At 55.8% G+C, this 25859-nt stretch carries 22 protein-coding genes and 2 pseudogenes; 15 read left to right on the top strand and 9 right to left on the bottom strand.

Translation table 11 applies throughout. The annotated features are described in order from the left end of the window. Positions 1–112 precede the first annotated feature (112 nt). The gene (locus QVF59_RS11905) at positions 113–1030 is read left to right on the top strand and encodes an AraC family transcriptional regulator (protein WP_287880109.1); all 918 of its coding nucleotides are present in this window, start codon (positions 113–115) and stop codon (positions 1028–1030) included. A 12-nt stretch (positions 1031–1042) separates the two neighbouring features. Here QVF59_RS11905 and ccoG read toward each other — a convergent pair whose 3' ends face one another. After that, positions 1043–2479 (bottom strand): cytochrome c oxidase accessory protein CcoG, encoded by a 1437-nt coding sequence (gene ccoG, locus QVF59_RS11900; RefSeq protein WP_287880106.1) that lies wholly within the window; start codon positions 2477–2479, stop codon positions 1043–1045. 475 nt (positions 2480–2954) lie between these two features. Here ccoG and QVF59_RS11895 point away from each other — a divergent pair, with 475 nt between their 5' ends. Next, positions 2955–3692 carry a substrate-binding periplasmic protein gene (locus tag QVF59_RS11895; protein ID WP_287880104.1) on the top strand — a complete coding sequence of 246 codons (738 nt, stop codon included), beginning with the start codon at positions 2955–2957 and terminating at the stop codon, positions 3690–3692. Between the two features lie 28 nt (positions 3693–3720). On the opposite strand, the gene QVF59_RS11890 is transcribed toward QVF59_RS11895, so the two are convergent. Continuing rightward, positions 3721–4341 carry a DJ-1/PfpI family protein gene (locus tag QVF59_RS11890; RefSeq protein ID WP_159877452.1) on the bottom strand — a complete coding sequence of 207 codons (621 nt, stop codon included), beginning with the start codon at positions 4339–4341 and terminating at the stop codon, positions 3721–3723. 210 nt (positions 4342–4551) lie between these two features. On the opposite strand from QVF59_RS11890, the gene QVF59_RS11885 reads away from it, so the two are divergent. Beyond that, a complete protein-coding gene (locus QVF59_RS11885; protein ID WP_287880100.1) occupies positions 4552–6990 on the top strand; it encodes a diguanylate cyclase in 2439 nt (812 codons plus the stop codon). On the opposite strand, the gene QVF59_RS11880 is transcribed toward QVF59_RS11885, so the two are convergent. Together QVF59_RS11880 and QVF59_RS11875 are read right to left on the bottom strand one after the other, a co-directional pair. Continuing rightward, entirely contained in the window at positions 6987–8036 is a 1050-nt protein-coding gene (locus QVF59_RS11880) for a GGDEF domain-containing protein (RefSeq protein ID WP_287880098.1), read from the bottom strand. The genes QVF59_RS11885 and QVF59_RS11880 overlap by 4 nt on opposite strands. A gap of 153 nt (positions 8037–8189) precedes the next feature. Next, positions 8190–8522 carry a hypothetical protein gene (locus QVF59_RS11875; protein WP_287880096.1) on the bottom strand — a complete coding sequence of 111 codons (333 nt, stop codon included), beginning with the start codon at positions 8520–8522 and terminating at the stop codon, positions 8190–8192. Positions 8523–8746: 224 nt separating this feature from the next. On the opposite strand from QVF59_RS11875, the gene QVF59_RS11870 reads away from it, so the two are divergent. Continuing rightward, positions 8747–9016: a hypothetical protein gene (locus QVF59_RS11870; RefSeq protein ID WP_287880093.1), complete on the top strand. Its 270-nt coding sequence runs from the start codon at positions 8747–8749 to the stop codon at positions 9014–9016. A 66-nt stretch (positions 9017–9082) separates the two neighbouring features. On the opposite strand, the gene QVF59_RS11865 is transcribed toward QVF59_RS11870, so the two are convergent. Both QVF59_RS11865 and QVF59_RS11860 read right to left on the bottom strand, forming a co-directional pair. Further along, positions 9083–10261: a radical SAM/SPASM domain-containing protein gene (locus tag QVF59_RS11865; RefSeq protein ID WP_287880092.1), complete on the bottom strand. Its 1179-nt coding sequence runs from the start codon at positions 10259–10261 to the stop codon at positions 9083–9085. A gap of 255 nt (positions 10262–10516) precedes the next feature. Further along, positions 10517–10972 carry an RrF2 family transcriptional regulator gene (locus QVF59_RS11860; protein ID WP_159877460.1) on the bottom strand — a complete coding sequence of 152 codons (456 nt, stop codon included), beginning with the start codon at positions 10970–10972 and terminating at the stop codon, positions 10517–10519. A 260-nt stretch (positions 10973–11232) separates the two neighbouring features. Between QVF59_RS11860 and norV the strand changes: the two genes are divergently transcribed. Beyond that, a complete protein-coding gene (norV, locus tag QVF59_RS11855) occupies positions 11233–12627 on the top strand; it encodes an anaerobic nitric oxide reductase flavorubredoxin (RefSeq protein WP_287880089.1) in 1395 nt (464 codons plus the stop codon). Positions 12628–12656: 29 nt separating this feature from the next. Then, complete coding sequence (locus QVF59_RS11850) at positions 12657–13766, top strand: FAD-dependent oxidoreductase (protein ID WP_287880086.1); 1110 nt, start codon at positions 12657–12659, stop codon at positions 13764–13766. A gap of 45 nt (positions 13767–13811) precedes the next feature. Here the strand turns inward: QVF59_RS11850 and QVF59_RS11845 are convergent, their stop codons facing one another. Next, positions 13812–15002, bottom strand: a complete 1191-nt coding sequence (locus tag QVF59_RS11845; protein ID WP_287880085.1) for an MFS transporter — start codon at positions 15000–15002, stop codon at positions 13812–13814. A 318-nt stretch (positions 15003–15320) separates the two neighbouring features. Between QVF59_RS11845 and QVF59_RS11840 the strand changes: the two genes are divergently transcribed. From QVF59_RS11840 to QVF59_RS11815, 6 genes are all read left to right on the top strand, one after another. Continuing rightward, positions 15321–15716: a DUF3224 domain-containing protein gene (locus tag QVF59_RS11840; RefSeq protein WP_287880082.1), complete on the top strand. Its 396-nt coding sequence runs from the start codon at positions 15321–15323 to the stop codon at positions 15714–15716. A gap of 13 nt (positions 15717–15729) precedes the next feature. Continuing rightward, positions 15730–16467 carry a hypothetical protein gene (locus QVF59_RS11835; RefSeq protein WP_287880080.1) on the top strand — a complete coding sequence of 246 codons (738 nt, stop codon included), beginning with the start codon at positions 15730–15732 and terminating at the stop codon, positions 16465–16467. A gap of 289 nt (positions 16468–16756) precedes the next feature. Continuing rightward, on the top strand, positions 16757–18364 hold the full coding sequence (locus tag QVF59_RS11830) for a CYTH and CHAD domain-containing protein (RefSeq protein WP_287880077.1): 1608 nt from the start codon (positions 16757–16759) through the stop codon (positions 18362–18364). 102 nt (positions 18365–18466) lie between these two features. After that, positions 18467–18751 carry a hypothetical protein gene (locus tag QVF59_RS11825; RefSeq protein WP_159877470.1) on the top strand — a complete coding sequence of 95 codons (285 nt, stop codon included), beginning with the start codon at positions 18467–18469 and terminating at the stop codon, positions 18749–18751. Further along, positions 18729–19055: a hypothetical protein gene (locus QVF59_RS11820; protein ID WP_287880075.1), complete on the top strand. Its 327-nt coding sequence runs from the start codon at positions 18729–18731 to the stop codon at positions 19053–19055. Before QVF59_RS11825 ends, QVF59_RS11820 begins: the two co-directional genes overlap by 23 nt. Positions 19056–19423: 368 nt before the next feature. Beyond that, complete coding sequence (locus tag QVF59_RS11815; protein WP_159877474.1) at positions 19424–19945, top strand: SRPBCC family protein; 522 nt, start codon at positions 19424–19426, stop codon at positions 19943–19945. Between the two features lie 374 nt (positions 19946–20319). Here QVF59_RS11815 and QVF59_RS11810 read toward each other — a convergent pair whose 3' ends face one another. Next, complete coding sequence (locus tag QVF59_RS11810) at positions 20320–21327, bottom strand: LysR family transcriptional regulator (protein WP_205677417.1); 1008 nt, start codon at positions 21325–21327, stop codon at positions 20320–20322. A 110-nt stretch (positions 21328–21437) separates the two neighbouring features. Between QVF59_RS11810 and QVF59_RS11805 the strand changes: the two genes are divergently transcribed. The 3 genes and pseudogenes from QVF59_RS11805 to QVF59_RS11795 form a co-directional block, all read left to right on the top strand. Continuing rightward, entirely contained in the window at positions 21438–22682 is a 1245-nt protein-coding gene (locus QVF59_RS11805; protein ID WP_353851338.1) for an MFS transporter, read from the top strand. A gap of 100 nt (positions 22683–22782) precedes the next feature. Beyond that, a pseudogene (locus QVF59_RS11800) lies at positions 22783–23007 on the top strand (transposase); the annotation flags it as partial. Between the two features lie 18 nt (positions 23008–23025). Next, positions 23026–23184, top strand: a pseudogene (locus QVF59_RS11795) (IS5/IS1182 family transposase); the annotation flags it as partial. A gap of 73 nt (positions 23185–23257) precedes the next feature. Here QVF59_RS11795 and QVF59_RS11790 read toward each other — a convergent pair. Continuing rightward, on the bottom strand, positions 23258–25852 hold the full coding sequence (locus tag QVF59_RS11790; RefSeq protein ID WP_287880071.1) for an EAL domain-containing protein: 2595 nt from the start codon (positions 25850–25852) through the stop codon (positions 23258–23260). Between the last annotated feature and the right edge of the window lie 7 nt (positions 25853–25859).

Raw genomic sequence — 25859 nt, 5'->3', positions numbered from 1 at the left:
TGCTTGCCCGATAGGCTGCAATGCTTGCCTGATCCTGCGGCACAGCGAAAATCAGGCAGACAGCAGCCTGTCCAGCCAGTAGGCTGGGAGGGCTTACTCAGGAAACTGTCCCATGCCCAGCACCCCTCTCCCACTTGCAGACAACAACACGCTGAACCAGCTGCGTCAGATCATTAGCGCGCATACCCATGGCGAGGAAGACAAGAATACCGACATTGCCGACCTGGGATTCTTCCGGCGCGAGCACCAGTCGCAACCGTGCTCCTGCATGGTGGAACCCAGCGTGGTGCTGGTGGTGCAGGGAGAAAAACAGATGCTGGTGGGGGATGCCCGCTACCCCTACAACGCCCGGCACTTTCTGCTCAACTCCATTGATCTGCCGGCCAGCTCGCAAGTGCTCACCGCCAGCCCGGCGCAGCCCTGCATGGGGCTGGTGCTGCGGCTGGATCTGCGCATCATGGCCGAGCTGATTGCCCAGGGCGGCATTTGCCCACCAGCCGAACAAGCCAGCCAGCCGGGCATGGCACTGGGCACGGTGACCGCAGAACTGCTGGATGCCTTCAGCCGCCTGCTAGCCTTGCTGGAGCAGCCACAGCACATGAGCGTGATGGCACCGCTGATCAAGCGGGAAATCCACTACCGCCTGCTGATGAGTGACCAGGCTTCACGTTTGTGGCAGATTCTGGCCACCGGCAGCCACAGCCAGCGCATCGCCCGTGCCATCGACTGGCTGAAAACCCACTACACCGAGCCGCTACGTATTGACGAGCTGGCAACGCGGGTGCAGATGAGCAGCTCCAGCCTGCACCACCATTTCCGCCAGCTCACCACCATGAGTCCGCTGCAATACGTGAAATGGCTGCGGCTGAACGAAGCCCGGCGGCTGATGCTGAGCGACAAGCTGGAAGCCGCCACCGCGGCCTTCCGCGTGGGTTATGAAAGCCCCTCACAGTTCAGCCGCGAATACGTACGCCTGTTCGGCCTGCCGCCCAAGCGTGACATCAGCCAGTTAGCGCAGCTGAATACCTGACACTACCCGTTTTCACTCGCCGATAAAGCTGGATTTTTCCTCCACCACCAGCGCCGGGTTGCCCAGCGACTGCACCCGAAACAGGATGGGATGGCTGCCACGGTCGGCGTATTGCGGATCTACCACCACCCGCACGCCCAGGCTCTTGCTGTCAGCCGATTTGATGGACAAGCGCTGCGGCGTGGAAATGGCAATCTCGGGCAGGCCGCTCACGCTGACGCTGAACACCTGATCCTGGCTGGTGGTATTGATGATATTCAGCATATAGCTGTTTTCCAGCCGGCCATCACCGGTTTCCTGCACCAGCGACGCACGATCGCGCAATACATCCACCTTGAAGGGTTTGCGCAGGGCAAACGAAATGCCCGCCGCGCTGGTGGCTACCAGTAGCAGCAAGGCATATAGCACCACGCGCGGACGCCACAGTCGCGACAGAATGGCGCTGTCCGGATACAGGCCCTCCAGGGCGCTTTCGGTGGTGTAGCGAATCAGGCCGCGCGGGTAGGCCATCTTGTCCATCACCTCGTCGCAGGCATCAATGCAGGCGGCACAGCCTATGCACTCATGCTGCAGGCCATTGCGAATGTCGATACCAGCCGGACACACCTGCACGCAGATATTGCAATTGATACAGGAACCCAGCCCCTGCTGCTGTGGATCGCTGCCCTTCTTGCGCGCGCCACGCGGTTCGCCACGGGCGGTGTCATAGGAAATCACCAGGGTGTCGGCATCGAACATCACGCTCTGGAAGCGCGCATACGGGCACATATACTGGCAAACCTGCTCGCGCATCACCCCGGCCAGCAAATAGGTGCAGGCAGCGTAGAAGAAGATCCAGAACAGCTCCCACGGCCCGTAATCAAAGCGGGGCAAGGCCGCCAGCAGATCATGAATCGGAGTGAAATAGCCCACCAGAGTAAAGCCGGTCAGCAGGGAAAAGGTCAGCATCAGGCTGTGCTTGATCAGCTTGATGCGCAGCTTGCGCACGCTCCAGCCTTGCTTGTCCAGCTTGCTGCGCTGGCTGTGGCTGCCCTCGGTCCACTGCTCTATCCACAGCATGATTTCGGTATACACCGTCTGCGGGCAGGAATAACCGCACCACAGGCGACCGGCGATGGTGGTCCACAAAAACAGGCCGAAGGCCGAGATGATCAGCAAGGCCGCCAGATAGATAAAGTCCTGCGGCCAGATAATCAGGCCAAACAGGTAGAACTTGCGCTCCACCAGATCAAAATTCACCGCCTGCCGCCCGTCCCAGCGCAGCCAGGGCAGGCCCAGAAACACCAGTTGGGTGAGCACGACAAAGACAATGCGCCAGTTGTTGAAACGGCCATGAACACTGCGCGGGTAGATTTTCTTCTGCGCAGCATACAGCGACACCACTTCCTGCTCGGCGGCAGGTTTTGCGGGGGCGACCTCGATGGGGATTTTCCTGAATGAGCCGGACATACTTTCCTTGGTGGGCAGGGCTAACGACAATGTGCAGCGGGCATTGCACCAGCGGCACGTCATCTGGGCGCATGACAGCCATGCGCTCATCAATATCGCATTACGATATTATTTACCACCTGAATTGACAAGCAAGACCATGCGCTGCCAAGCACGGCCAACCAAGCGCAGAAAGACGCCATCATGCAGCAAGTGCCTGCATATCCGCTCATATTCAATGCAAAACCGGGTATATCTCAGGGTTATCGCCCAGCTCTGACTACGCCGCGCTCATAAATGTGTATTTCAAATACAACATAAAACCAATCCGCCAGCACGTGACAGCACTTGCCGAAGCGCAAGACAAAGATAAACACTCGCACAGCAAAACCAGTGCTCTGGCAACCCAAAACAGACGCTGGCATTTCCATTTGGCTCAGCTATGTATAAAGCATGGGTTTAATCACAGGTTTTCTTGCTGCAGGAGCCGGGAGCAATGTCCGCACTATCAGCCAGGCTGACTGCCAGCAGCATCATGCTGTTTTCCCTGGGCACCCAGGCGCAGGACGCAGCCCGGGTCATCGACCTGGAATGTGACCATCTGCCACCCATGTGCAACCAGCTAGGCGAGCCGCAGGAAGGCATGATGATAGAAATCGGCAGCGAGGCCCTTCGCCGCGCCGGCTTCGTGCCCAATGTAAAGATTCGTCCGTGGAAACGGGCCATGCAGGAAGTGACTGGCAGTGCCAGCGCCCTGATGGTCTACTTTGCCCGCACCCCGGAGCGGGAAACGCTGTTCCGCTGGATTGCCGTGACCAATACCACAGACTTCGGCTTCATCACCCGGGATGGCAGCCCGCCACTCGATAGCCTGGATCAGGCCACCGCGGCAGGTCTGATCGGTATTCGTGCTGGCTCCAGCGTACGCGCCTGGCTGCTGCGCCAGGGAATAAAAACCGAACAGCTGGCGGAAAGCCCGCTGGAAGAAATGGCCAAGATGCTGAAGGCAGGCCGCGTAGCCAGTTTTTTTGGCGCAGCCAGCACCTTCCGGCCGATATATCAGCGGCAAACCGGCACATCGCCCGTGGTTGGCGCGCGGATGTACAGCGACCAGAACTGGATTGCATCAGGTCCGTCATTCCCGCGTGAGGATGCCGCCAAAATTGCCGACGCCATCAGCCGCATGAAGCAGGATGGCTTCATCAGCCAGATCATCAGCAGATATTTCCCCTAAGACCCGCCTGCATGACACAAAACAGGCATCAATGCACAGCCAAATCAGCACTATCCAGAAACGGCATCACGTTTTCCATGGCACGCGTCAGGTACTGCTCCTTCTCTCCCACCGGAGCGACATAATGCAGTGCGCTTTCTGCCGCATCCAGCCCCTCCAGCCGGGCGATCAGCCAAAAAGCAAGGTATTGCGAAGCCAGACATCCGCCGGCGCTGGCCACATTGCCGTGAGCAAAAAAAGGCTGGTTCAGCACGCTCACCCCGGCTTCCTCGACCCAGGGCTTGGTAATCAGATCAGTACAGGCAGGTACACCACCCAGCAAACCCAGCTTTGCCAATAACAGTGTGCCGGAGCATTGCGCCCCCAGCAGTTGCCTGGCGGGGTCCAGTTGCAGCTGTGCCATCAGGCTGTTATCCGCCGCCACCTCTCGTGTTTTCATGCCGCTACCGACAATCACTGCGTCGGCCTGACTGGCCCCGGCCAGATCAATATGAGATTCCAGCACCACACCATTCATGGACTCCACCCGTGCAGCCGGGCTGGCAATGGACACCTTCCATCCCGGTTTTTTCACCCTATTGAGAATGCCCAGCGCAATCAGCGAATCCAGTTCGTTGAAGCCATCAAAAGTCAGAATGGCGATATGCATATTGTCCCCCGTGATAGTCAATATTTCCGTCAACAGCCTAAGACACTTGCGGCATGACAGCAAAGAAATCATGCAGCCCTGCACCTGGGCAGCATCGCACACGGCAAGAAATGTCCATGGCATTATTTAAAGCAATGTCGGCAGTTCACCCCGATGGCCATTTCATACTTCATGGATTAGGCTTCCAGTATTGTCTCTGAGTACTGGATCATGGCTTCTCCCCTGATGACCTTCCGCATGCGGCTGACCCTGGCGGTTGGCGGCCTTTCGCTTGCACTTGGTGCTGCCATTGTGTTTTTTCTCAGCCAGGTTGCCAGCTCGCGCATTACGCAAGACCAGCGCGAATCGCTGCAAAACCGGGTACGCGCCATATCGTATGCACTGGCGGAAAACCTGCGCGAACGCGACCGCGAAATAGCCTTGCTAAGCAAAACCGCCCTGCTGACCCAAGGTGACCTGCGTGGCAGCTTGCTGCGCGAGCGGCTTGCCCTCACCAAGAACAGCTACCGCTATTACGACTGGCTCGGCGTTGCCGGCCCCGACGGCACGGTATTGTCGGCAGTCAACGGGCTGCTGGAAGGAGAAAATGTCGGTAACCGCCTCTGGTTTACCGCTGGCAAGCAAGGAAGCTATATCGGGGATGTGCATGAGGCTGTCTTGCTGGCCAAGAAGCTTAACAATCCCAACCCCAGGGAACCCTTGCGCTTTGTGGATTTTTCTTCGCCCATTTTGGGAGTGGATGGCAAGTTGCGCGGTGTACTGGGCAGTCATGCCAACTGGTCCTGGGTGGGAGATGTGATTGCCGGTGCCATTGGCGAAGATGGCATGGCTAATGGCGTGGAAATTTTCCTCATCGGCAACAACAAGCAAATTCTTTATCCATTTACAGCCATCGGACAGATTTCAGTCCCGGCCAACTTGCCTGCCAACCACGAAGAAGGAGAAATCAGCTGGGGAAAAGAGGGACGCTTTCTCACCGCGCAATCCACAGTCAACCCGCTGACGGCAACCAATCCGGCCTGGCATGTACTGGCACGGCAGCCCATGTCTCAAGCCCTGGCAACGGTGCATGCCATGCATGTCACCCTGCTGGTGGCAGGCCTGATTGCCACCATCCTGTTCATGACTTTGGTATATCGCCTGGTAAGCAATTTCTGCCGGCCACTGGAGCAACTGGCCGATTCCGCCCAGCGTGTCAGCAGCGGCGATGAACATGCCGACTTTCACACCAGCAGCAATACCCGTGAAATCAACAATCTGGCCCAGGCTTTGCAACGCATGTCGGTTACCCTGCAGGCACGCAGACATGCACTGGAAGAAAGCTACCGTTCGCTGGAACAGAAAGTCACCGAACGCACACAGGAACTGGCCGATCTCTACAACCAAGCCCCGGTAGGCTATCACGCCATCGACCGGGATGGTGTCATCGTCCAAATGAATGACCGCGAACTGCACTGGCTTGGCTATACGCGGGATGAGGTCATCGGCAAGATGTCGATTCGCCAGTTGCTGCCCGCGGATTGTGATGCAATTTTCCTGGAGCGCCAGCAACGCATGCTGACAGGGGAGCAGCTGCCTCCACTGAATATCCAGCTGATCGGCAAAAACGGGCGGCAGATTCCGGTACGTACCAGCTCGTCGGCAGTGCTTGATGCCGCCGGACATTTTGTCATGTCCCGTACGGCCGTGATGGACGTTACCGAGCAGCGGGAGCTGGAAGTCGCCCTGCACAAACAGGAAGCGCTAAGCCAGGCCATCATTCATGCCACGGCCAACGGCCTGCTGCTGTACCGGGATGACGGCCAGTGCATCCTGGCCAACAAGGCTGCAGCGGAAATCATCGGCACCTCGGTGGAAAACCTCTTGCAGCAGAACTTCCACCATATCGATTCCTGGAAAGTGTCCGGCTGCCATGCTGCAGCCCTGCAGGCACTGACCGGAGAGGAAGTTCATCTGTTGCTCAGCACCACCAGCAGCTTTGGCAAGGCGGTGGACTCCATCGTCACGCTGATTCCACTGCAGCATGACGGCGAGAAGCTGCTGCTGGTGGTAGTGAAGGATGTATCCGAGCTGATAACCGCAAACCGGGAACTGGAAAAACTGGCACGACGCGATGCCCTGACCGGATTGCACAACCGCCTGGCGCTGAATGAACGGCTACGTGAGGAGTTTCTGCGCATGAAGCGTAGCGGCCATGCCTATACCATCCTGATGGCGGATGTCGACCATTTCAAGAAAATCAATGACAACTACGGCCACGAAACCGGCGATGCGGTACTACGCCGGCTAGGTCAGCTGCTGTTGCATACCGTGCGCGCCACTGACTTTGTGGCGCGTTATGGCGGCGAGGAATTCCTGTTGCTGTTGCCGGACACCTTGGCAGAGAATGCCATCCGTGTTGCCGAGAAGCTAAGGCAGACCATAGAAGCCGAGTCCATGCCCGGCGTGGGCAAAATCACCCTCAGCATCGGCCTGGCAACGGCACGGCTGGAAGATATTGCTGAAGGCCTGGCCCTGAAACTGGCTGACAACGCCCTGTACACCGCCAAACACAGCGGTCGCAATTGCGTGAGAAGTGCCGATCGTCCAAACCCTGCGACAACCGCTGGCGAGCACATGACGCCAAACCAGCCGCCGCACGGTGCCTAATTCAGCGATACGCCCTTGCGGGCATTCTTGACGGCATACATCTGCCGGTCTGCCAGTGAAATGGCCTCCTCGATGCTGAGCATATCCGGCGCAACAGCCACCACGCCGACACTAGCCCCGGCATAGCTGACCGATTGCCCGGCCAGGCAGAAACAACCCGTTGTCGCATCGGACAGGCGCTGTCGCATGCGCTGCGCGACACCAGTCGGGTCCTCCTGCTCTGCGCCGGCCTGCCCTTCCGACACATAGGCACGCGCCGGGCCGGGACCGATAAACAGGAATTCATCACCACCAAGCCGGCCTACCCGGTCACCGGCACGCAAACCATTGCTCAGCCGCTGTGCCATGCCTTGCAGAAAGCTGTCACCACCCTGGTGGCCAAACTGGTCATTGATCAGCTTGAAACCATCCAGATCAATCACCCCGACCAGAATGGTGTAATGGTTCCGCCGGCCTTGGGCAAACAGGTGCTCCAGTTCGTCAAACATGGCGCGTCGGTTAGGTAGCCCGGTCAGCAAATCCGTCAGCGCATATGAAGCCAGCTGTTCGTTAGCAACTTTCAATTGCTCAACCAGGATTTCCCGCTCGATAAAATTGCTGACAATGCTGGCAAACAACTGGCACAGCGCTTTCACCTGGGCAGAAACAGAATGCTGTCCGGTACTTGCGGCACAGAGCGTACCCAGCACATCACCACTACTGCTTCTGATCGGCGCACTGACATAGGAGCGGATGCCCAGTTCGCTGGCTGCCTGCGAATCCCCCCACAACGCTGGTACGCAATCAGTGGCCAACGTGCCGGACGCCAGCGCCCGGCAGCACAGGGTATCCTGCCAGGGTACGGTCAGGCCTTCCGGAATCTGCAGCTTGTCCTTGTTGTTGGCAAAGCTGACGTACTGGGTCTGCAAATCCAGATCTATGCTGGTGAGATAGGTAGACTCCATCCCCGTTACGCTGCCCAGCATATCGAGAATGGGACGCACCAATTGTTCTATCGTCTGCGCCGTTGATAGCGAGGAGGACAGCTGTGTAAAGATGAGATCCATGCAATCACTCTGCCTCCGACATCCGCGTGGTACAGAGCGAGTATAGGAAACAGTTTGGCATTTTGCATTTTGCATATACTGCAACGCCCGCTTGCCGAGGGGGCGTTGCAGTATATGCAAAACCTCATCCTGCCAATATGGAGTTTTACACGATCAGCCCAGCACTGAGCAGCTTACCGACCACAGCGCATGCGGTGAGTCGGTCGGGCGGTAGGGATTGCTGTTTGGCATGAAATGTTCAAACTGGTATTTCAGAAACTGCTCGATTTTGTACTCCATATCCTCCAGTTCAAAACGCACGCCATCTTCGATCACGTCATGTTCTATCCGGATGAAAACGATATACCGCATGCCGGCCTGATCGGCATTTGCTTCGACAGGCCAGCTCACATTGAACAACCAGGTGCGATGACCGTTGCCATACCCGATCACACTGGCTGCCGGAGGCATGTGTTTTGCAATTACATTTGTAATCGTTTTATACATAACATGGCGCAATTTAAATGTGTTTTGTTAATTATTAGCACTATGTCATTGCACTGTCAAAATCCGCCCGCTACATACATCTACTCCGCAGCTTTTGATTCAACTCCATACTTTCATGACAATGGAAATATGGAATTATAAAACGCTGCCCATATCCTTACTGCTCCAGGGCATGAGCCCCACCTCGCCATCCTTCGCCTGCTGGTGGAGCCAGTTCCGAAGGCATGAACGCAATTGCCAGCGGCGAGCAACCGGGCATTCCCAATACCACCCGACCTTTCCACCTGACCCATCTGGGCCGTATCGGCGTGCCAGTCAAGCTGCTGGTGGTCAAGGAAGTGAATGCATCTCGCAGCTGGCATAAAAACCCCGCATGGCTGAGGAGAACCGCACACCAGCCTTACATGATGCTGCTGGAGGTGTTTGACCCGACAAATCCAGGCCTGCGCGTCAACTCCAGCAGCGTCATCATCAGCGCTGATGCTACGCCCTGACTGGTGTAAATAGCAGCTCTTCGTCCAGGATCAGACCTGGTGAGCTGCTCCGGTCACTGGATCGGCCTATGGCATGATTTCGACATACTCATACACTTCGCAATCACGCACTTGCTTGCGCACCTCCAGGCTGGCGGTGTCGAACCAGTCTTGGGGATTCTGCCTGTCGATTTCCTGCCCCATGAAGCGTAGCAGTTCGCAAATCGGCTCAACCACATTGCTGCGATACCGGGCATCGCCTTTCTCATACCCCAGGTGCAGGTTCTTCATGCAGTTGCCCCGGCACCAGCTGAAGGCTTCACACCCCTGGCACGGCATGGCGGCGGTGTGCTGCAAGGGACTGTGACGCAAGCTGTTGTTCTTGATATCGCCCATTTTCATGTTTGGTAAATACATCATGTCAGGACAGGGATAGATCTCCCCGTTCGGCATGATATTAAGCAGATGGGTGGAAACGCGGCATTGGGTACGGCCTGCGTATAACTCCTGGGCGCGGTCGGGAAACAACTTGTTGCGGACGATGCCCATCACCGGAATCAAGGGATAGAGCCGGGACGGGGTGGCAAAGAAGCGCGTGATCAGCTGGGTGACTACCGCCTTGCGCTTGTCGATCGAATCACCCGCATACATTTCATCGGCGACAAATTGCCAGTAGAGATAATCAAATGGAGAGTCGTCGCCAAGGAGCTGGTCCAGCTCCTCAAAGCTGGTATCGGCATTACCCCAGGTAACACGGGCAGTGAGGCTGCCACCCAATTGCTTGCGCACCCGGGCAAGATTGCGCAGCACCTGGCGGTAGATGCCACGGCCACGGTAGCCGTCGGTAATGGCTTCGCCGCCATCAATGGACACCAGGACATTGGATAGGCGGGCCAGCGCCCATGGCGGCACATCGTCCAGCAAGGTGCCATTGGTTTGCAGCTGATAACGGAAATGGGGAAAACGCTGCATCACCTCCAGCACCAGCTTCATATTGAGCGTGGGCTCCCCTCCGTAGAAGGTTACGTAAACATCTTTGCCAAGCAAGTGTGTATCAATAAAAGCCGCCAGCTGATCGACATCATATTCAAGCTCGGTTTGCGAGCCCAGTACATCGCCAACGCCCAGCGAGCAGTAAGTACATTTGAGATTACATTTCAGCGTGGTGAGTAGTTGTAGCTCAACACGTGCGCCGATGATGGGCGGCTCTGCGCCGGCTTTGGGAGGGCAGGAATCATGAAAGTGGATTGGAAAGGTCTGTGGCATTGCTGCGGTCATCGGAATACTCCGTGGTGGAAAACCGGCAATACTGTCGCCACGATGCGATCTGCACCTTGATCTGCACCAAGCGTGCTGTGCAAACGCCCCCGATCAGGCGTTGAATTGCGCAAGAAACAGCAGATTGCGTGTTTTATCGCGCGATCGTGCCCAGCCGCAAAAAAGGGAAGAAATCCTCCACCAAGACATTGACGTGGCAGCTGCCGCAGCACAAGGCGCATGCCTGTCACTGGCGAAAACGCTTCATGACATTTTGATTTCTCGGATTTCGATTCCCAATGCACGCCCCAGTCCTGCCGACGGCACCAGCAGGTCAGCCAGGGTATGGCGTGACAATTCGGTGTAGAAAGCCTCCTGAGCCGCTTGCAGCACACTCATGAGGCGGCATACCGAGGCGATGCGGCACTGAGAGTGCTGCGGGTCGAAACACTCGACCATTACGTTGTCGGTTTCAGCTGCCCGCACCAATTTGCCCAAGTTGACTTGGCGTGGCTCCTCGGTCAGGCGGACGCCCCCTCCTTTACCGCGCACCGTCACCAGGTAGCCATGCTGGCCGAGAAAAAACACGACTTTGGTCAGATGACTGGCAGAAATGTTATATGCCTGGGCTATCTCATTGATAGTCACCAAGCGATTGCCCGCTAGTGCGCTGTACATCATCACACGCAAGCAGTAGTCGGTAAAAGCCGTCAGTCGCACGATCGGAAGGATTCCATGGGATTGTTCACATCAGCACACATGCAGATGGATCGGGTATTCATTTTAACCTGATGGCTTCCTGCCGGTAGCCATGCCCACTACATTTCACTGCCCTTCCATGCCTTGTCGCGCAGCAAATCCATTCCGCGCTTGACCCGCATCAAGCCAATCAAGGATATCCATAAGATTCATTTACTATGAATGTTATGTCCTATAAGATTCATTTCACACGAATCTTATAGAGCAAGGAGCTTTCCTGCATGGCTTTCATTGTCAAAAACAACATCCAGTGGGTTGGCAAACAAGACTGGGAGCTGCGCGAATTTCATGGCAGCGAATACAGCACTCACCGCGGCTCCAGCTATAACAGCTACTTGATTAAAGAAGAAAAAATTGCCCTGATCGATACCGTCTGGGCTCCATATGCCGAAGAATTTGTTGCCAACCTAGCCAAGGAAGTTGACCTGGCAGCCATCGACTACATCATCGCCAACCATGGCGAGATCGACCATAGCGGTGCCCTGCCGGCACTGATGGCGCGCATTCCGGATACACCGATCTACTGTACTGCCAATGGTGAAAAATCCCTGCGCGGCCATTATCACCAGGACTGGAATTTCCAGATCGTCAAAACCGGAGACAGTCTGGACCTGGGCAACGGCAAGCAACTGGTGTTTGTCGAAATGCCGATGCTGCATTGGCCAGACAGCATGGCCACCTACTTGACCGACGACGCCGTGCTGTTCAGCAACGATGCCTTCGGCCAGCACTACGCCAGCGCCCAAATGTTTAACGACCAGTGCGATCCGGTCGAGCTGCAAGAAGAGTGCATCAAGTATTACGCCAATATTCTTACCCCATTCAGCCCACTGGTGACCCAGAAGATTCATGAGGTTCTGGAACTGAACCTGCCGATCGACATGATCGCCACCAGCCACGGCATCATCTGGCGCGATAACCCCACCCAGATTGTCGAGCAATACCTGAAATGGGCTGACGATTACCAGGAGAACCAGATCACCCTGGTCTACGACACCATGTGGAACGGTACCCGCATGATGGCCGAAGCAATTGCACAAGGCATACGCAAAGCGGACCAGGAGGTTGTGATCAAGCTGTTCAATCTGTCCAACAGTGACAAGAACGACGTTCTGACCCACGTATTCAAGTCCAAGGCCATTTTGGTTGGCAGCCCTACCGTCAACAATGTGATGTTGCCGCATGTTGCCGCCCTGCTTGAGGAAATGACCGGCTTACGCTTCAAGAACAAGGCAGCTGCATCTTTTGGTACCCACGGCTGGAGTGGCGGCGCGGTGGAACGTATTGCCAGGCGCCTGGACGATGCCGGTTTTCGTGTGCTCAACCCCGGAATCACTGCCGAATGGCGCCCTACTGACGATGCCCTCACCCAGGGCGTGCGCTTTGGCGAGACGTTCATCGAGCAATTGGGTAGTCCTGGGCAGAGTACGGCGAATACCGCTGGCACTTGCTCGGGCAGCGACAAGATGCGCTGCAAGACTTGCTCGTGGACTTATGACCCGCAACAGGGTGAAGTCGCTCAGGGTGTTGCTGCTGGCACGGCCTGGCAGGACGTACCAGAAACCTTTCTTTGCCCGGTGTGCTTCATGGGCAAAAGCGACTTTGTCCCCGTATAAGGCCCCCATCCAGGAGAAATTCGATGAAAATGCCTCTCGTTATTATTGGTAGCGGCCATGCCGGCTACACCCTGGCCAGGGCCTTCCGTCAACACGATACAAGCACACCGGTGGTTGTGCTTACCGAGGATGGCGGCGAGTACTACTCCAAGCCACAGTTGAGCCACGGATTCGGTCACCAGACCAGTGCCGCACAGCTGATCCAGAACAGTGCCACCGGCATGGCTGCCGAACTGAAGATCATGGTGAGGCCACATACCCAGGTCACTGCGATTGATTTTGCAGCCCAAAAAATCACTGCGGGAGCAGCGCAAATCCCGTACAGCGACCTCGTTCTGGCAGTAGGTGCCAAGCCATTCGTGCCACCCATTGAAGGTGACGGTGCACAAGATATCCTGACGCTGAACAATCTGGAGCAATACCGGCGCTACTTCGACACCCTCAACCGGAGTGAGCATGTACTCGTTATCGGGGGCGGCCTTGTCGGCACGGAAATCGCTCACGATATCGCACAACACAAGCGTGTCACCCTGGTAGATATCGGCAGCCGCCTGCTTGAGCGGCTGGTGCCCGAGCCTGTCAGCCAGCGCCTGCACAGTGTCATGGACCAAGTCACATTACACTTTGGCACCGTCGTGGCGCGGATAGACAAGATGGCAAAGGGCTACAGCGTGACAATGGCTGACGGGGTGAAACTCACGGTAGACGCCATCATCTGCACGGCGGGCCTTAAGCCGCGGCTCGATCTGACAGCGGGGCTGGAAATACAGCGCGGCATCGTCGTCGATAGCTATCTGCGTACCTCACAAGCTCATGTCTACGCCCTTGGTGATTGTGCCGAAATCGAGGGGCAGATCCTCCCCTACCTGCAGCCAATCACACTATCTGCCAATGCATTGGCCAGTACCCTGGCCGGTAAACCGACGCCCGTGCATTTTGGTCCCCTGCCGGTGGCAGTAAAGACGCCACGCTACCCCATCCAGCTGGCTGGGCTTACACAGGGCAGCAACCTGGATTGGCAGATAAACGAAGGTGATGATGGGCTGACGGCTCTCGCCCATCGTGATAACAAGCTGGTTGGCTACGTAACCACCGGCAGCCGTAACGGTTTCAGCCTGTTGCCCACCTTGATACGCTAGGGTACTTTGCCATTGCCCATGTTCATGTGACTCCTGCGGCCTCATTCAGACTGAGCGCTGCCGGAGTAACAGCAAGGCCAACCCGGCAATGGCAGCACCGGCATAAAAGGTTGTCGATGCACCCCAATACTGCCACAGGCAGCCGGCGAGAATGCTTGCCAACAGCATGGCCAGGCCACTGAGCAGATTGAAGACGCCAAATGCCGTCCCCTTCATGTCGCTGGGCGTCGTATCGGCCACCAGGGCAGCCAATATGCCCTGGCTGAACCCCATGTGCAGCCCCCACAGCGCGGCACCTACATAGACGGCACGAACAGACGTAGCCTGACCCAGTGCCAGATCCGCGATCACCAGCAAGCCCAGGCCGTAGCCCAGCAGATGCCGACGGCTGATGCGATCGGATAGCCAGCCCGCAGGATAGGCGGATGCCGTATAAAACACCGACATGACCACCATCACCAGCGGCACCCAACTGCTGCCAACCCCCATCTGCTGGGCACGCAGAATCAGGAAAGCCTCGCTGAAACGAGCCAGGGTGAACACGGCACCAATCAGGACAATCCACCAGTAATCTGCACCAAACCTGCGTAACTGCTCACGACGAATGGGAGAACGGAAGCGCTTTGTACCCTCCTCCTGTACCGGTTCCTTTACTCCGACCACAATCAGCACCATGACCAGTGCTGCCGGCACGACAGCAAACCAGAGTACCTGCTGGATGTCGTTCAGCCACAGCATCAGGACAATGGCCAGGCCAGGCCCCAGAAAGGCACCAACCGTATCCATGGATTGGCGCAGCCCAAAGCAAGCTCCGCGAATTTCTACAGGAGCCACATCCGCCACCAGCGCATCACGGGGGGCTCCCCGAATACCTTTGCCGATACGATCCAGAAAGCGTGCCGCCAGCACTGTCTCCACGGAGTGGGCCAGCGGGAACAATGGCTTGGTCAGGGCGGCCAGACCATAGCCCAGCAGCAACAGGCCTTTGCGCTTGCCGATGTAATCGCTGAGCGCGCCGGAAAACACTTTCACAATCAGGGCAGTGGCTTCGGCAATGCCCTCGATGACGCCGATAGACAGTACGCTAGCCCCCAGTGTGCTTGCCAGGAAAACCGGGAGCAGGCTATGAACCAGCTCCGACGACAGATCCATGCACAGGCTGACAAATCCCAGCGCCCATACCATCCGGGGAATGGCAGGCAAGACCGTTTTTGGTGTGGTGACCGGACTTTCCATCTGTGTCCTTAATGCGGGTTGATGGTAACGGCGAGGAGTGCGACCAGCTTGGACGATGCAAACCGTTCGGCTTACTTCATCAGCAACAGCCAACAGATTCTGGCATAGATTTTTTCCATAACAATGTCCAGCCGTATGTCATATTTGCGATAATGCAAAAACTGCATGAGCAGCCAAGCCGTGGAGAGAGCTGGTCGTGCTTTTCCAATCAGCAAAGTTGAATACCTGTTTTACTATTCCGGCAAGAATAGGTATGACAATAGTGGTTTGTCGAACTCGCTTAGCCGCATCCGCATTTAATTTCTTCAGGAAAACATCATGCAAGCCAAAGGTAAATTTGACGTCACCTTAGCCGTACATCCTGCCGCACCTGGCACGGAGGCTGCACAGTTGAACCGGCGGGCCATTCACAAAACATTCCATGGCGACCTGGAGGCAGTAAGTCTGGGCGAAATGCTGGCCAGCAACGGCACCCAGCCCGGTTCGGCAGGCTATGTCGCGCTGGAGCGGGTGGAAGGCCGGCTGGCGGGGCGGGCGGGTAGCTTTGCCTTGATGCACTTCGGGGTGATGGCGCAAGGCCAGCGCTCGCTGACGGTTCAGCTTGTGCCGGACTCCGGTACCGGAGAACTGCAGGGCTTAAGCGGCACAATGGAAATAGACATTCGCGATGGGCAGCATTATTACCAGTTTGAATATCAATTCACGCCGTCTTGAAAGATAGCGCGTGATGCGTGAAACAAGCGTCCCTAAGCGTTTGGTTGCACTGGGCATGGCTGTTCTTGTGCTGCTGGCCATCGCTGTGGTGGCAATCACCTACTTGCTTCCGTCAGTTGCCGCCGCAACCTGCCCCGCCTGTTATGGACTCAAGGAGGTACAGCCTGACATCTATGTGCAGCGGACACTCGGTAAGGTACAACAGGCAGCCATCGTCAGCATGATTGTGGACGCACGGCAGGAACTTACGGATTTTTGGGGGCCGCTGCAAGCAAGGCCAAGAATCCTGGTGTGTTCGGATGTGGATTGCTTTCGCCGCCTTGGTGGTGGCGGGCGACGCGGGATGTCACTGTATGACAAGGTTGCCGTACTATCGCCACGTGGCAGCAATGTCACCATCGCAGCGCACGAACTCTCGATGAACGAGATGCATCACCGCATTGGCATGTGGGCATTCACAACAGAACGGATGCCCATCTGGTTCAATGAAGGGGTTGCCATGTACGCATCCAATGATCTGCGCTACCTGCTGCCAGTCGGGCAGGCCAAGCGCTGCCTGATCTCCTCGTCGGCCGCCATGCCGACGGGCATGCTTGAATGGAATAAAACGGCGCTGACCGACCACCAGCTCTACGCCAAGGCAGCTTGCCGGACCAGCCAGTGGATTGCCACCCATGGTGGTGCGCCTGCGGTAGCAACCCTGGTAGGCAGGATGGCGGCAGGAATGTCATTCGAGGAGGCATCACGATAAGCAGTTGCCAACGATGACAAGCAGATTGCAGCGCGGATTATTGATTGATTGCCACAGGGTTTATCAGAAACTTTGATGTCTGCTTTCGATACCAAAACCACTATTTTGCTTCTGTATGCACCGAGCTTTTCGGCAGAACTGCCATCTATCAACCAGAAACACCAGAAGAGCGTCGGTCGAAACAGACGACAGCAAGCATTGGCGACCATGTTGCCTACCCTTTTGCAGTTATCAGGAAGTGTCCAGAGAAGCAGGGGCGATCCACGACCCTTTGCATGCCTGATGGAAAATGGCTGCATTCACATTGCAAATGGCCACAAAAGTCTTTAACAAACAAAGGCTTTTACGATGCATGCTATCGCATCGGGTAAGATGGACTCTTCATGCGGAAGGAGACCCCTCCATGGCGTCGCAAGCTATGCTGAAGCTACAACTGGCTCCTCGTTACAATGCGGCTTTTCGTCGCTTGATCGAAGCAAGTGCTGCGATTGCTGGCACCCGGACCACACAGATCCGAGAGTATTACGACACACCAGCCATGGCGCTGAATCAGCAGGGCATTGCCCTATGCCTGCAACAGACCGCTGGCGAATGGCAACAGTTATTGTTGCAGACCGGCCCTGAGCGTGATGGCCTGCATCACCAACGTGAGCTGTCCATTGCCATACCAGACCCTGCATTGAAAATTGAGCAATTTCCCCACGGCAAAGCAAGACGCTTTCTGTCCAAGAAAAGCATTTCCTCAACACTGCAGCCCATCTTTACCGTCAGCCTGAAGCATGATTGTTGGGTTCTGCGCGATGAGCAGGACAATCTGCTGGAAATCTGTCTGGAACGGGGGAAGCTCAAAGGGATAGGCTGGTCAGAGCAGATCAATACCGTCAACATCACGCTGAAACAGGGCAAAAATGCCGCACTGTTTGCATTCGCACTCAGACTTGCCGATAAGCTGCCTGTGTGTCCAACGCTGCAGGACACGGTAGCAAAAGGCTGCATGCAGGCCGCTGGCAATGCCGGGCTGCCCGTCGGTGCAAGGCTACCGGCCCTGTCACCAGACATGAGCTTGCAGCAGGTACTGCAGCTACTTGTTCAAGAGATATTGCGCCACCTGCAAGGTAATGTGCCTGGTGTACTCCGCGGCGAGGAGATGGAGTATGTCCATCAGGCACGCGTGGCACTGCGTCGTCTGCGAACCGTGCTGGCTGCCTTTGCGGCCATTCTGCCGCCGGACAGCAGGCATGTGATCACGCTGGATGTGCAGTGGCTGAGTAACAGCCTGGGGCAGTTGCGGGATGTGGATGTTTTCCTGACGGAAACATTACCGACTATCGAAACCACAATGTACCCGATGGCTGACTTTGCAACCCTGTATGCGGCATTGCAGAGTCACCGTGCACACTGCCGGGATAGTGTTCACGCAGCGTTGTGCTCACCACGCTACGGCACGCTGCTGTTGCGCCTGCTGGCCTGCCTGCACACCAATACAGCAAGGTCGCCAATCAAGCTGCGTCAGCTGGCTGGACATGCACTGAGCAGACCTTGGAAATCACTGATTAGCCTTGCCGGACAATGGGAGACGCTGAGTCAGGTGCAGCGCCATGACCTGCGCAAGCGGGCAAAGAGGCTGCGCTACACCTTGGAATTTTTTTCACCACCCTTGCCTCACAAGGCGGTGCTGCGCACACTCAAACAGTTGCACTGTTTGCAGTTGGTGCTAGGGAAAATGAACGACAGCGCAGTTGCGCTTACCTTGCTGGCTCGGCTGGGAGAGGACAATGCTGAGCTGGCAAACTCTGTGGGGCTGGTAGCAGGCTGGCTGGCATATGAGGCCCATTGCAAGCTTGAAAAGCAGGCTCAAGTCATAAAAAAATTGAGCCACATGCCGACATGCTGGTGAAGTACAAGCATGTGCATCATACGTAAAACAGGTTGCAATCCTCCCTGGACCACCCTTTCTGTGCAATGATCATTTTGCTGCGATGAAATATGGAGTTTCTGAATGAATGCTGCCAAAAAAATCCGCTTGCTGATCGATTCGGGAGAGAGTCCTGAGCAAGTGCAAGTCTTGAAAGAGATGGCCATTGCCTTGCAAATGAAGGACAACTTCAGCATCGACAGGCTATACCAGATTGACCAACGCTATTTTGATCTGGCCATGGATCTGCTCAAGGAGTGGCGCTTCGACCATCACATTGCGTCACGCAGCAAGCTGATTGACATGCTGATTTCCTCAGCCATGCCGGCAGTACTTGCCATAAACAATGAATCTGAACCAGCCCGTTGAACCCGGCGACACCCGGCCTGCAAAGGAGGCAATGTGTGCCGACGATGTATCCTATCGCGGGCGGAATATCCGGATCTTTGCCATCTACCACGCAGGCGAAGGCAAATGGGAGGGATGGTCGGGTATCAGCTTTACGGAAGCTGACCATTTCATTGGCAGCTACTCGGGGCTGCTGGACTTGCGTGCGACCAAAGAGGGGGCATTGGCGATGGCACTCTATGTGGCCATGGCATGGCTGGATGCATTCGAACTGGGCTTGGTATCTTCCATGTCCGGCAACGCATTGGTCGAGCATGCAGTCTGATCGCCCGCATAGCCAGTAAACTGTTGAGCCAAAAAAAACCCCTGCTTACAGGGGCATAGCCAGTCAGAGAGAGGCCACAACAGGTTTAATCAAGGCGACGACAGCTTATATGGCCAATATGACGCGAATATTATCGAGTGCGGCAAGCAGGCTATCGCCCGGCACGTTATGACGGGGCTGATCTGCTGCCTTCCGGATAAATCCGTTTACCAAACTCGATAAGTACTGTCTGCTCATAGGCATCGAGCGTGTCCGCAATAGAAGTAACAACCTTTGCATACGCTAGATGCCAGTCATGGATGTACTCCAAGAGCCCGACACGGAGACTTCCAACGCTCCTTCAACCCGAACCAGGAAGCCCCGTAATCATGACTGACAAAGTGTCTGCACCCTTTATCATCGAGCGTCGCTTCGCTGCGCCACGCGAACTTGTGTACGCCGCGCTGACTGAAGCCAAGCATCTGGCCGCGTGGATGAGCCCTCCGGGAATGGAAATGTCCCACTGCACTGTGGATGCACGTGTTGGCGGCGTTTTTCACTACGCAATGAAACCAAGCGGTATACCGGACGCCCCAGTGATGTGGGGCAAGTGGACGTTCCGAGAGTTGACGCCGCCCGAGCGGATTGTGGTTGTCGTACAGTTCAGCGATGCCGATGGCGGAGTGACGCGGCACCCGTTGGCCGCAGAGTGGCCGCCGTATACGCTATCGACAACCACCATCAGCGATGTCGAGGGTGGCACATTAATGCATCTTGAGTGGCGAGCACTGGATGCCAGTGAAACCGAAGAAGCCGTCTTCGATGCGTCCCACGCCAGCATGTCTCAAGGCTGGGGGGGCGCAATGGACGCACTCGACAAATACCTCACGCAGCAACAAGCCGATCGCTGAACCGAGAGACAAAAAAGAAGCGCACATTAGGTGCGCTTCTTTCGTTTATGACGATGAAAAAGCGTTAGTGCCATCCAGTAATCAACGGTTTCGCCACCCATCGCCAGCTCACGCGAACCGGCTGGTGGAACATATGACTGAGGCTCGTTCGTGACGCGCCGTCAGGGCCAAGCAACATCAGAAAACCGCTCGGGATCGAAGGTGGGTGTTGCTCAAATCAGAAAGCCGACCCTGGGCTTTTATGCAAAGAAAATGGCTACGTTTATCCCAGTAAAGGATGCGCAGCGATGGGGTGGCGCAGGACCAGCAAGGCCGTCGACCTGCAGTTGACCGGCGGATAGCGCCAACAGATTATCGGCCAACTCAGTGGTTGTTTACTTCTTCTCGCTGGAATCCGTCCCCTGGTCATCACGCTGTGCTCCAAATATCGTGGATGCTTCGGCGCGAATCAGGTCGATAAAACGGCGCAGCCGGGCTGGATAAAAACGGGCGTAAGGATAGACCAGACTGACCGGTAGTGGTGCTGCTTGCCACTTGGGAGCCAACTGGATTAACTGCCCTTGCGCCAGGTACTCGCTCATTACCCAGCGAGAACCGATACCGACACCCACACCCTGCAATGCCGCACTGCGCAAGGCATAGAGGCTGTCAGTACTAAAGCGCGGCCTTATCTGGATACGCTTGCTTTTGCCGGTCTCGGCATGTGTCAACAATACTTCATTGCGATAAAAGGTACGCAGAGCCAGCCAGGGAAGAGCGGCCAGATCGGTAGCATCTTGCGGTAAGGGCTGGCCATCAAGCAGAGAAGGTGCTGCCACCACAATGCGTGGGACTTCCGCCAGTGGAAGGGCAACCAGTCCTGGGTCAGTCACTTCGCCCACCTGAATGGCACAATCGATACCGGCGGCGATGTAATCCTGAATGGCACGGTCATCATGCAGTAACCACTCCACAGACATCCCCGCGTGTTGCTGCAGATAGTGCGCCAACGGGCCGATCAACCGTTCCTGGCCGAAGGCATGCGGCACGATCACGCGCAGAACGCCCGCGGGTTCCTCTCGTGCACCTTTCAGTTCTGACTCGAACCTAGCCCAACCGGCCAGCAGATCCTTGGCACGTTCATAACAGTGCTCGCCGTCCTGGGTTAAGCGCATGGTATGTGTGGTGCGCTGGAGCAAGCGCAAACCCAAGGAGCGCTCCAGCATTTGCAGCCGACGGCTGACGGTGGGTTGGGTCGTCCCCAGCAGTACAGCGGCAGCAGACAGGCTGCCCGCCTCGACGATTTTGAGAAAGGTCAGCATCAACTCAATGCGCTCACCCGTACCCGCTTGCAGCGGCATGGCCATACGTAGCGGCGTGTTCGGGTCTTGATTGTCTTGCATCTATCTGGTTCTGAACTTGTTTATGTGTTGTACGTATAACAGATCTTCCATCTGGCCGCCTACACATACACGCAACACACAGCCATGATGTGGCCGTTATCTCTTAATCAATGAGGCTGCATATGTCATCCACAAAAGTCCTGCCGCACGCTGCGCTGCCTGTGGCTAACAAGGCCACGGATCAATCCTTGTCACGCTCCCGTATATGGCTAATGGCAGCAGGAGCCGGGCTGTCGGTGGCTTCTCTTTATTACAGCCAGCCCATGCTGGGTGTGCTGGCTGGCGATATCGGTGCTTCGGGTCAGGCGACCGGCCTGGTACCTACCCTGACCCAACTGGGATACGCCCTGGGCATTCTCCTGCTTGCCCCCTTGGGTGATCGACATGATCGGCGCAGCATCATGCTTGTCAAAGCAGCATTGCTGGTTCTGGCCCTGCTACTTGCTGGGCTATCACCTTCGCTGTCCATACTGCTGCCTGCCTCCTTCTTGATTGGACTGAGTGCAACGCTGGCACAAGATATCGTGCCAGCTGCAGCCACACTGGCAGCAGAAGAGCAGCGCGGTAAAGTGGTTGGCACCGTAATGACCGGCTTATTGACTGGAATCCTGCTGTCACGTGTCATCAGTGGCTTGGTGGCTGAACAATATGGCTGGCGGGCCATGTTCTTCATTGCCGCAGCGACCATTCTGCTGACCGGTCTGGCTATCCGCCGCTACCTGCCACGCTTTCAGCCCAGCACGACGCTCCCTTATCTATCCTTGCTGGGCTCATTGTTCACCTTGTGGCGCAAGCATGATGCCTTGCGCCGTGCAGCAATCGCTCAGGGCTTGCTATCGGTTGGTTTCAGCGCATTCTGGTCCACGTTGGCCATCATGTTGCACAACAGTCCTTTTCATATGGGCAGTGCCGCCGCGGGAACGTTTGGCCTGGCCGGTGCAGCAGGTGCCTTGGCTGCGCCACTGGCAGGGCATCTTGCAGATCGACGAGGGCCTGAGATCGTCACGCGTGCTGGTGCAGCGCTTGCCACCCTTGCCTTTGTAATGCTTAGTCTGGCCCCCTTATGGTCAATGAGTGTACAGCTTGTACTGCTAGCGCTAGGGGCGGTGCTGTTCGACCTTGGCGTGCAAGCCAGCCTGATCGCGCACCAGGCGGTGATCTACCGCATTGATCCGGCAGCGCGTAGCAGACTGAATGCCATGCTGTTTGTCTGCATGTTTATCGGCATGTCGCTAGGGTCGGTACTCGCCAGCCTGCTTCTTGGAAGTTATGGCTGGAGTGCAGTGACGGCATTGGCTGCCATCGCCTCATTGCTGGCCTTGGTCGTGAGATGTTTGAAACCTACCGGTAACTGAACACATTATGTAGCCGGACTCGCTTTCTGGAGATGGCGAGGCCGGGATCCGGGTGTGTACTGAATGTTGTGTAAACGGACATTTAGCAGGAAGCTGCCCCCTTTACCTCGACGGTATCCCCGTGAAGGTACGTGAGGGGGCTGTACGCATGAAAGCCGTCTATCTCGCCATTGGTATCACCCTGGCTGGAGAGAAGGAAGTGCTGGGCATATGGCTGGCTCAGACGGAGGGAACCAAGCTCTGGCTTCAGGTCGTGACCGCGCTGCGTAACCGGGGCGTACAGGACATTTTCATCACCTGCGTCGATGGCCTGAAGGGTTTCCCGTAACCATTCCGTTTGAAGAACGCATTCCACAGGCGTAACCCAAGCCCCGTTTACACAAAAATTCGGACAGGCCAGTCACGAAACTTTGACAGGCAGGTTGCCAAACTTCAAATCCGAGCCGCGATTCTGAATCGTTTTACGGCCTTGGGTGCGCCGCAAACGGTCCGTATGGGATAAGTCCGTCAAGGGATCAGATAACTCGGCTTTAACTGATTTGGCAACAAAGCCTCCAACATAAGCAAAGTGCAGGCTAGTCATCCCCAAGGAACCGCGTGCATATGCCGGCATCGTCAATGGGAGTGATCTGGGGTACAAAGGATTGAAGAAAATGCGTTATTTCTTCGGCGGGTATCGGTTTGCTGACCAGATAACCCTGCATGACATCACAACCTAGCGAGCGCAAGTAACGGGCTTGATCAGCCTCCTCAACCCCCTCCGCAATCACTTCAAGACCGAGGCTATGACCAAGCGCGATCACTGCCTTGACAATGGAGGCATTGCCACTATTTTTTGTCATGTTACGTACAAAAGAAATATCGATTTTCAGCTTGTGGACTTCCAGCTGCTGCAGGTAAGCCAGTGATGAATAACCTGTCCCGAAATCGTCAATAGAAAGACGAACCCCAAGCGCCTTGAGATCGGCAATCACCTTGAAAGAGCGATCACGATCGGCCATGACAGAGCTCTCCGTGATTTCCAACTCCAGCTGCTCTGGAGAAACTCCACTCTCACTCAGCGCCTGACAAACCACGCCAAGTAAATCTCCACGGCAGAGTTGATCTGCAGAAACGTTAACCGCAGTTTGCCTAGGTGCCAGACCGGCATCAATCCACAACCTGATCTGGCGACAGACAGATTTCAGAACCCAATTTCCCAGCTGGACGATCAGCCCGCATTCTTCTGCCAGAGGAATGAAAGTAGTCGGTGCCACCATCCCGCGTGTTGGATGCTGCCAGCGCGCCAATGCTTCCACACCAATAATTTGACCGCTAGTCAAATCGATCTGAGGCTGATAGTGCAGAGACAATTCACCTTGACTCAACGCATGGCGCAAATCAGCCTCCAAAGACAGGCGCTCCTTGGCACGCGTTGTCATTCCTGGTGATGAAAAACGCAGATTACCACGCCCCTGCATCTTGGCTTCATGCAACGCCGCATCGGCATTGCTTTGCAGGGCTTCCGCCGTGACGCCATCTGCTGGATAAAGCGCGACCCCTGCACTTGCTCCGATATAGACACTCTGCCCATCGAGTTGGTGCGCCTGGCCCAATGCGTCGAGCAGGTGATGAGCGATAAGATCGATGCCTGGAGCATTGGCATCGCACGCGATGATGATATTGAACTCGTCGCCACCAATGCGAGCAACTGCCTCAACACCCGGCAACAACGTACGCAACTGGTTAGCGACTTCAATCAACAAGCGGTCGCCCGCTCCGTGTCCGAGGCTTTCATTGATTGTCTTGAAATTATCGAGATCGATAATGAGAAGTGCAAATTCCGACTGCGTGTATTCAGCCTGGCGAATTGCCTGATCCAGCATTTCTGAGAACAAAGCCCGATTTGGCAAACCAGTCAGAGGATCACGATGAGTATAGAAATCAAGTTTTTGTTCCGCATGGCGGCGTTGGGTAATATCGCAATACGACCCCCGCAGCCCGAGCATCTCACCAGCATCGTTAAAAACCGGTCGGGCAACATGTTCGACCCAGCGCTCACCACCATCTTTCCGGCAAATACGCAGGATCAGTGGAACATCCACCTCAACATGCCCTCCCCCCGGACCATAGGTTATCCAGGCATTCAGATCATCAGCATGGATGACACGCTCCATCAAGCGGGCATCGGAAAAAAACTCGGCGGGGGCATAGCCCGATACCGTTTCGCAGGCGGGTGAGACATAACGAAAACTACCATCCTGCGCCAGCCAGTATTCCCAGTTTGGGGAGTATTCAGCCAGGATGCGGTATTTTTCTTCGCTCTGCTCAAGCAAGGCCGTCCTCTGCGCCACCTGCTCCTCAAGAAAACGACGCAGGCGGGATAGCTCCAGATGCGTACGCAGCCGGGCTCGCACCTCATCGATATCGAAAGGCTTGGTAATGTAGTCGGCAGCCCCCACGCTAAAACCTTTGACTTTCTCCTGCGTTGCGTCGGCCACGGTTACGAAAATGACCGGAGTACGATTGCCAATCGTGGTCATTTTTATCCGCTGGCATGTCTCATAGCCATCCATCTCTGGCATAACGACATCAAGTAGAACAAGATCAGGCGGCGTTTCTCCGTCAATCAACTTGAGCGCCTTGATACCACTATTGGCCACCATAATCCGGTAATCATCTTTAAGTGCCTCAAGCAGCTCATGGATATTTTCCGGAATATCATCGACAACAAGCAGGGTGGGTGGTTGCGCGGAGTCGCAATGTTCAACAATATTGAAACGTAGCGACTCATGGCGATATCGCTGCAGCTCAAGTTGCGTTCGCAGGCGGAGTTTCAATAGCTCAGGATTGACTGGCTTGGTAATGTAATCAGCAACGCCAAGTTTGAGACCACGCGCTTCATCGGTCACGTCTGCTAAGGCGGTAACGAAGATGACCGGAATATTCTCCGTTTCTGGACTCGATTTCAAATGAGACAAGACCGAATAGCCATCCATTCCCGGCATCTTGACATCAAGCAGAATAATTTGTGGCGCGGGCTGTCGACGAGCCAACAAAAGAGCCTTTTCACCGCTTGTTGCGGCGCTGATCGCATACTCATCTCGCAGAATATTCATCAAGACATGCAGATTCTCATGCACATCATCGACAATCAAAATACGCGGTCGTTCTTGGGCAGATTCGTTCATGGTCATA

The organism is Aquitalea sp., assembly GCF_030150775.1.
Lineage (GTDB): Bacteria > Pseudomonadota > Gammaproteobacteria > Burkholderiales > Chromobacteriaceae > Aquitalea > Aquitalea denitrificans.
This window is presented reverse-complemented; position numbering and strand designations above follow the sequence as displayed.

Coding starts and splice junctions, on each gene's coding strand:
- QVF59_RS11825 (WP_159877470.1), top strand. CDS start 18,467: ATGAATGCTGCCAAAAAAATCCGCTTGCTGATCGATTCGGGAGAGAGT.
- QVF59_RS11865 (WP_287880092.1), bottom strand. CDS start 10,261: ATGCCACAGACCTTTCCAATCCACTTTCATGATTCCTGCCCTCCCAAA.
- QVF59_RS11905 (WP_287880109.1), top strand. CDS start 113: ATGCCCAGCACCCCTCTCCCACTTGCAGACAACAACACGCTGAACCAG.
- QVF59_RS11885 (WP_287880100.1), top strand. CDS start 4,552: ATGGCTTCTCCCCTGATGACCTTCCGCATGCGGCTGACCCTGGCGGTT.
- QVF59_RS11805 (WP_353851338.1), top strand. CDS start 21,438: ATGAGGCTGCATATGTCATCCACAAAAGTCCTGCCGCACGCTGCGCTG.
- QVF59_RS11890 (WP_159877452.1), bottom strand. CDS start 4,341: ATGCATATCGCCATTCTGACTTTTGATGGCTTCAACGAACTGGATTCG.
- norV (WP_287880089.1), top strand. CDS start 11,233: ATGGCTTTCATTGTCAAAAACAACATCCAGTGGGTTGGCAAACAAGAC.
- QVF59_RS11840 (WP_287880082.1), top strand. CDS start 15,321: ATGCAAGCCAAAGGTAAATTTGACGTCACCTTAGCCGTACATCCTGCC.
- ccoG (WP_287880106.1), bottom strand. CDS start 2,479: ATGTCCGGCTCATTCAGGAAAATCCCCATCGAGGTCGCCCCCGCAAAA.
- QVF59_RS11875 (WP_287880096.1), bottom strand. CDS start 8,522: ATGTATAAAACGATTACAAATGTAATTGCAAAACACATGCCTCCGGCA.
- QVF59_RS11815 (WP_159877474.1), top strand. CDS start 19,424: ATGACTGACAAAGTGTCTGCACCCTTTATCATCGAGCGTCGCTTCGCT.
- QVF59_RS11830 (WP_287880077.1), top strand. CDS start 16,757: ATGGCTGCATTCACATTGCAAATGGCCACAAAAGTCTTTAACAAACAA.
- QVF59_RS11850 (WP_287880086.1), top strand. CDS start 12,657: ATGCCTCTCGTTATTATTGGTAGCGGCCATGCCGGCTACACCCTGGCC.
- QVF59_RS11845 (WP_287880085.1), bottom strand. CDS start 15,002: ATGGAAAGTCCGGTCACCACACCAAAAACGGTCTTGCCTGCCATTCCC.
- QVF59_RS11790 (WP_287880071.1), bottom strand. CDS start 25,852: ATGAACGAATCTGCCCAAGAACGACCGCGTATTTTGATTGTCGATGAT.
- QVF59_RS11880 (WP_287880098.1), bottom strand. CDS start 8,036: ATGGATCTCATCTTTACACAGCTGTCCTCCTCGCTATCAACGGCGCAG.
- QVF59_RS11835 (WP_287880080.1), top strand. CDS start 15,730: ATGCGTGAAACAAGCGTCCCTAAGCGTTTGGTTGCACTGGGCATGGCT.
- QVF59_RS11895 (WP_287880104.1), top strand. CDS start 2,955: ATGTCCGCACTATCAGCCAGGCTGACTGCCAGCAGCATCATGCTGTTT.
- QVF59_RS11820 (WP_287880075.1), top strand. CDS start 18,729: ATGAATCTGAACCAGCCCGTTGAACCCGGCGACACCCGGCCTGCAAAG.
- QVF59_RS11870 (WP_287880093.1), top strand. CDS start 8,747: ATGAACGCAATTGCCAGCGGCGAGCAACCGGGCATTCCCAATACCACC.
- QVF59_RS11810 (WP_205677417.1), bottom strand. CDS start 21,327: ATGCAAGACAATCAAGACCCGAACACGCCGCTACGTATGGCCATGCCG.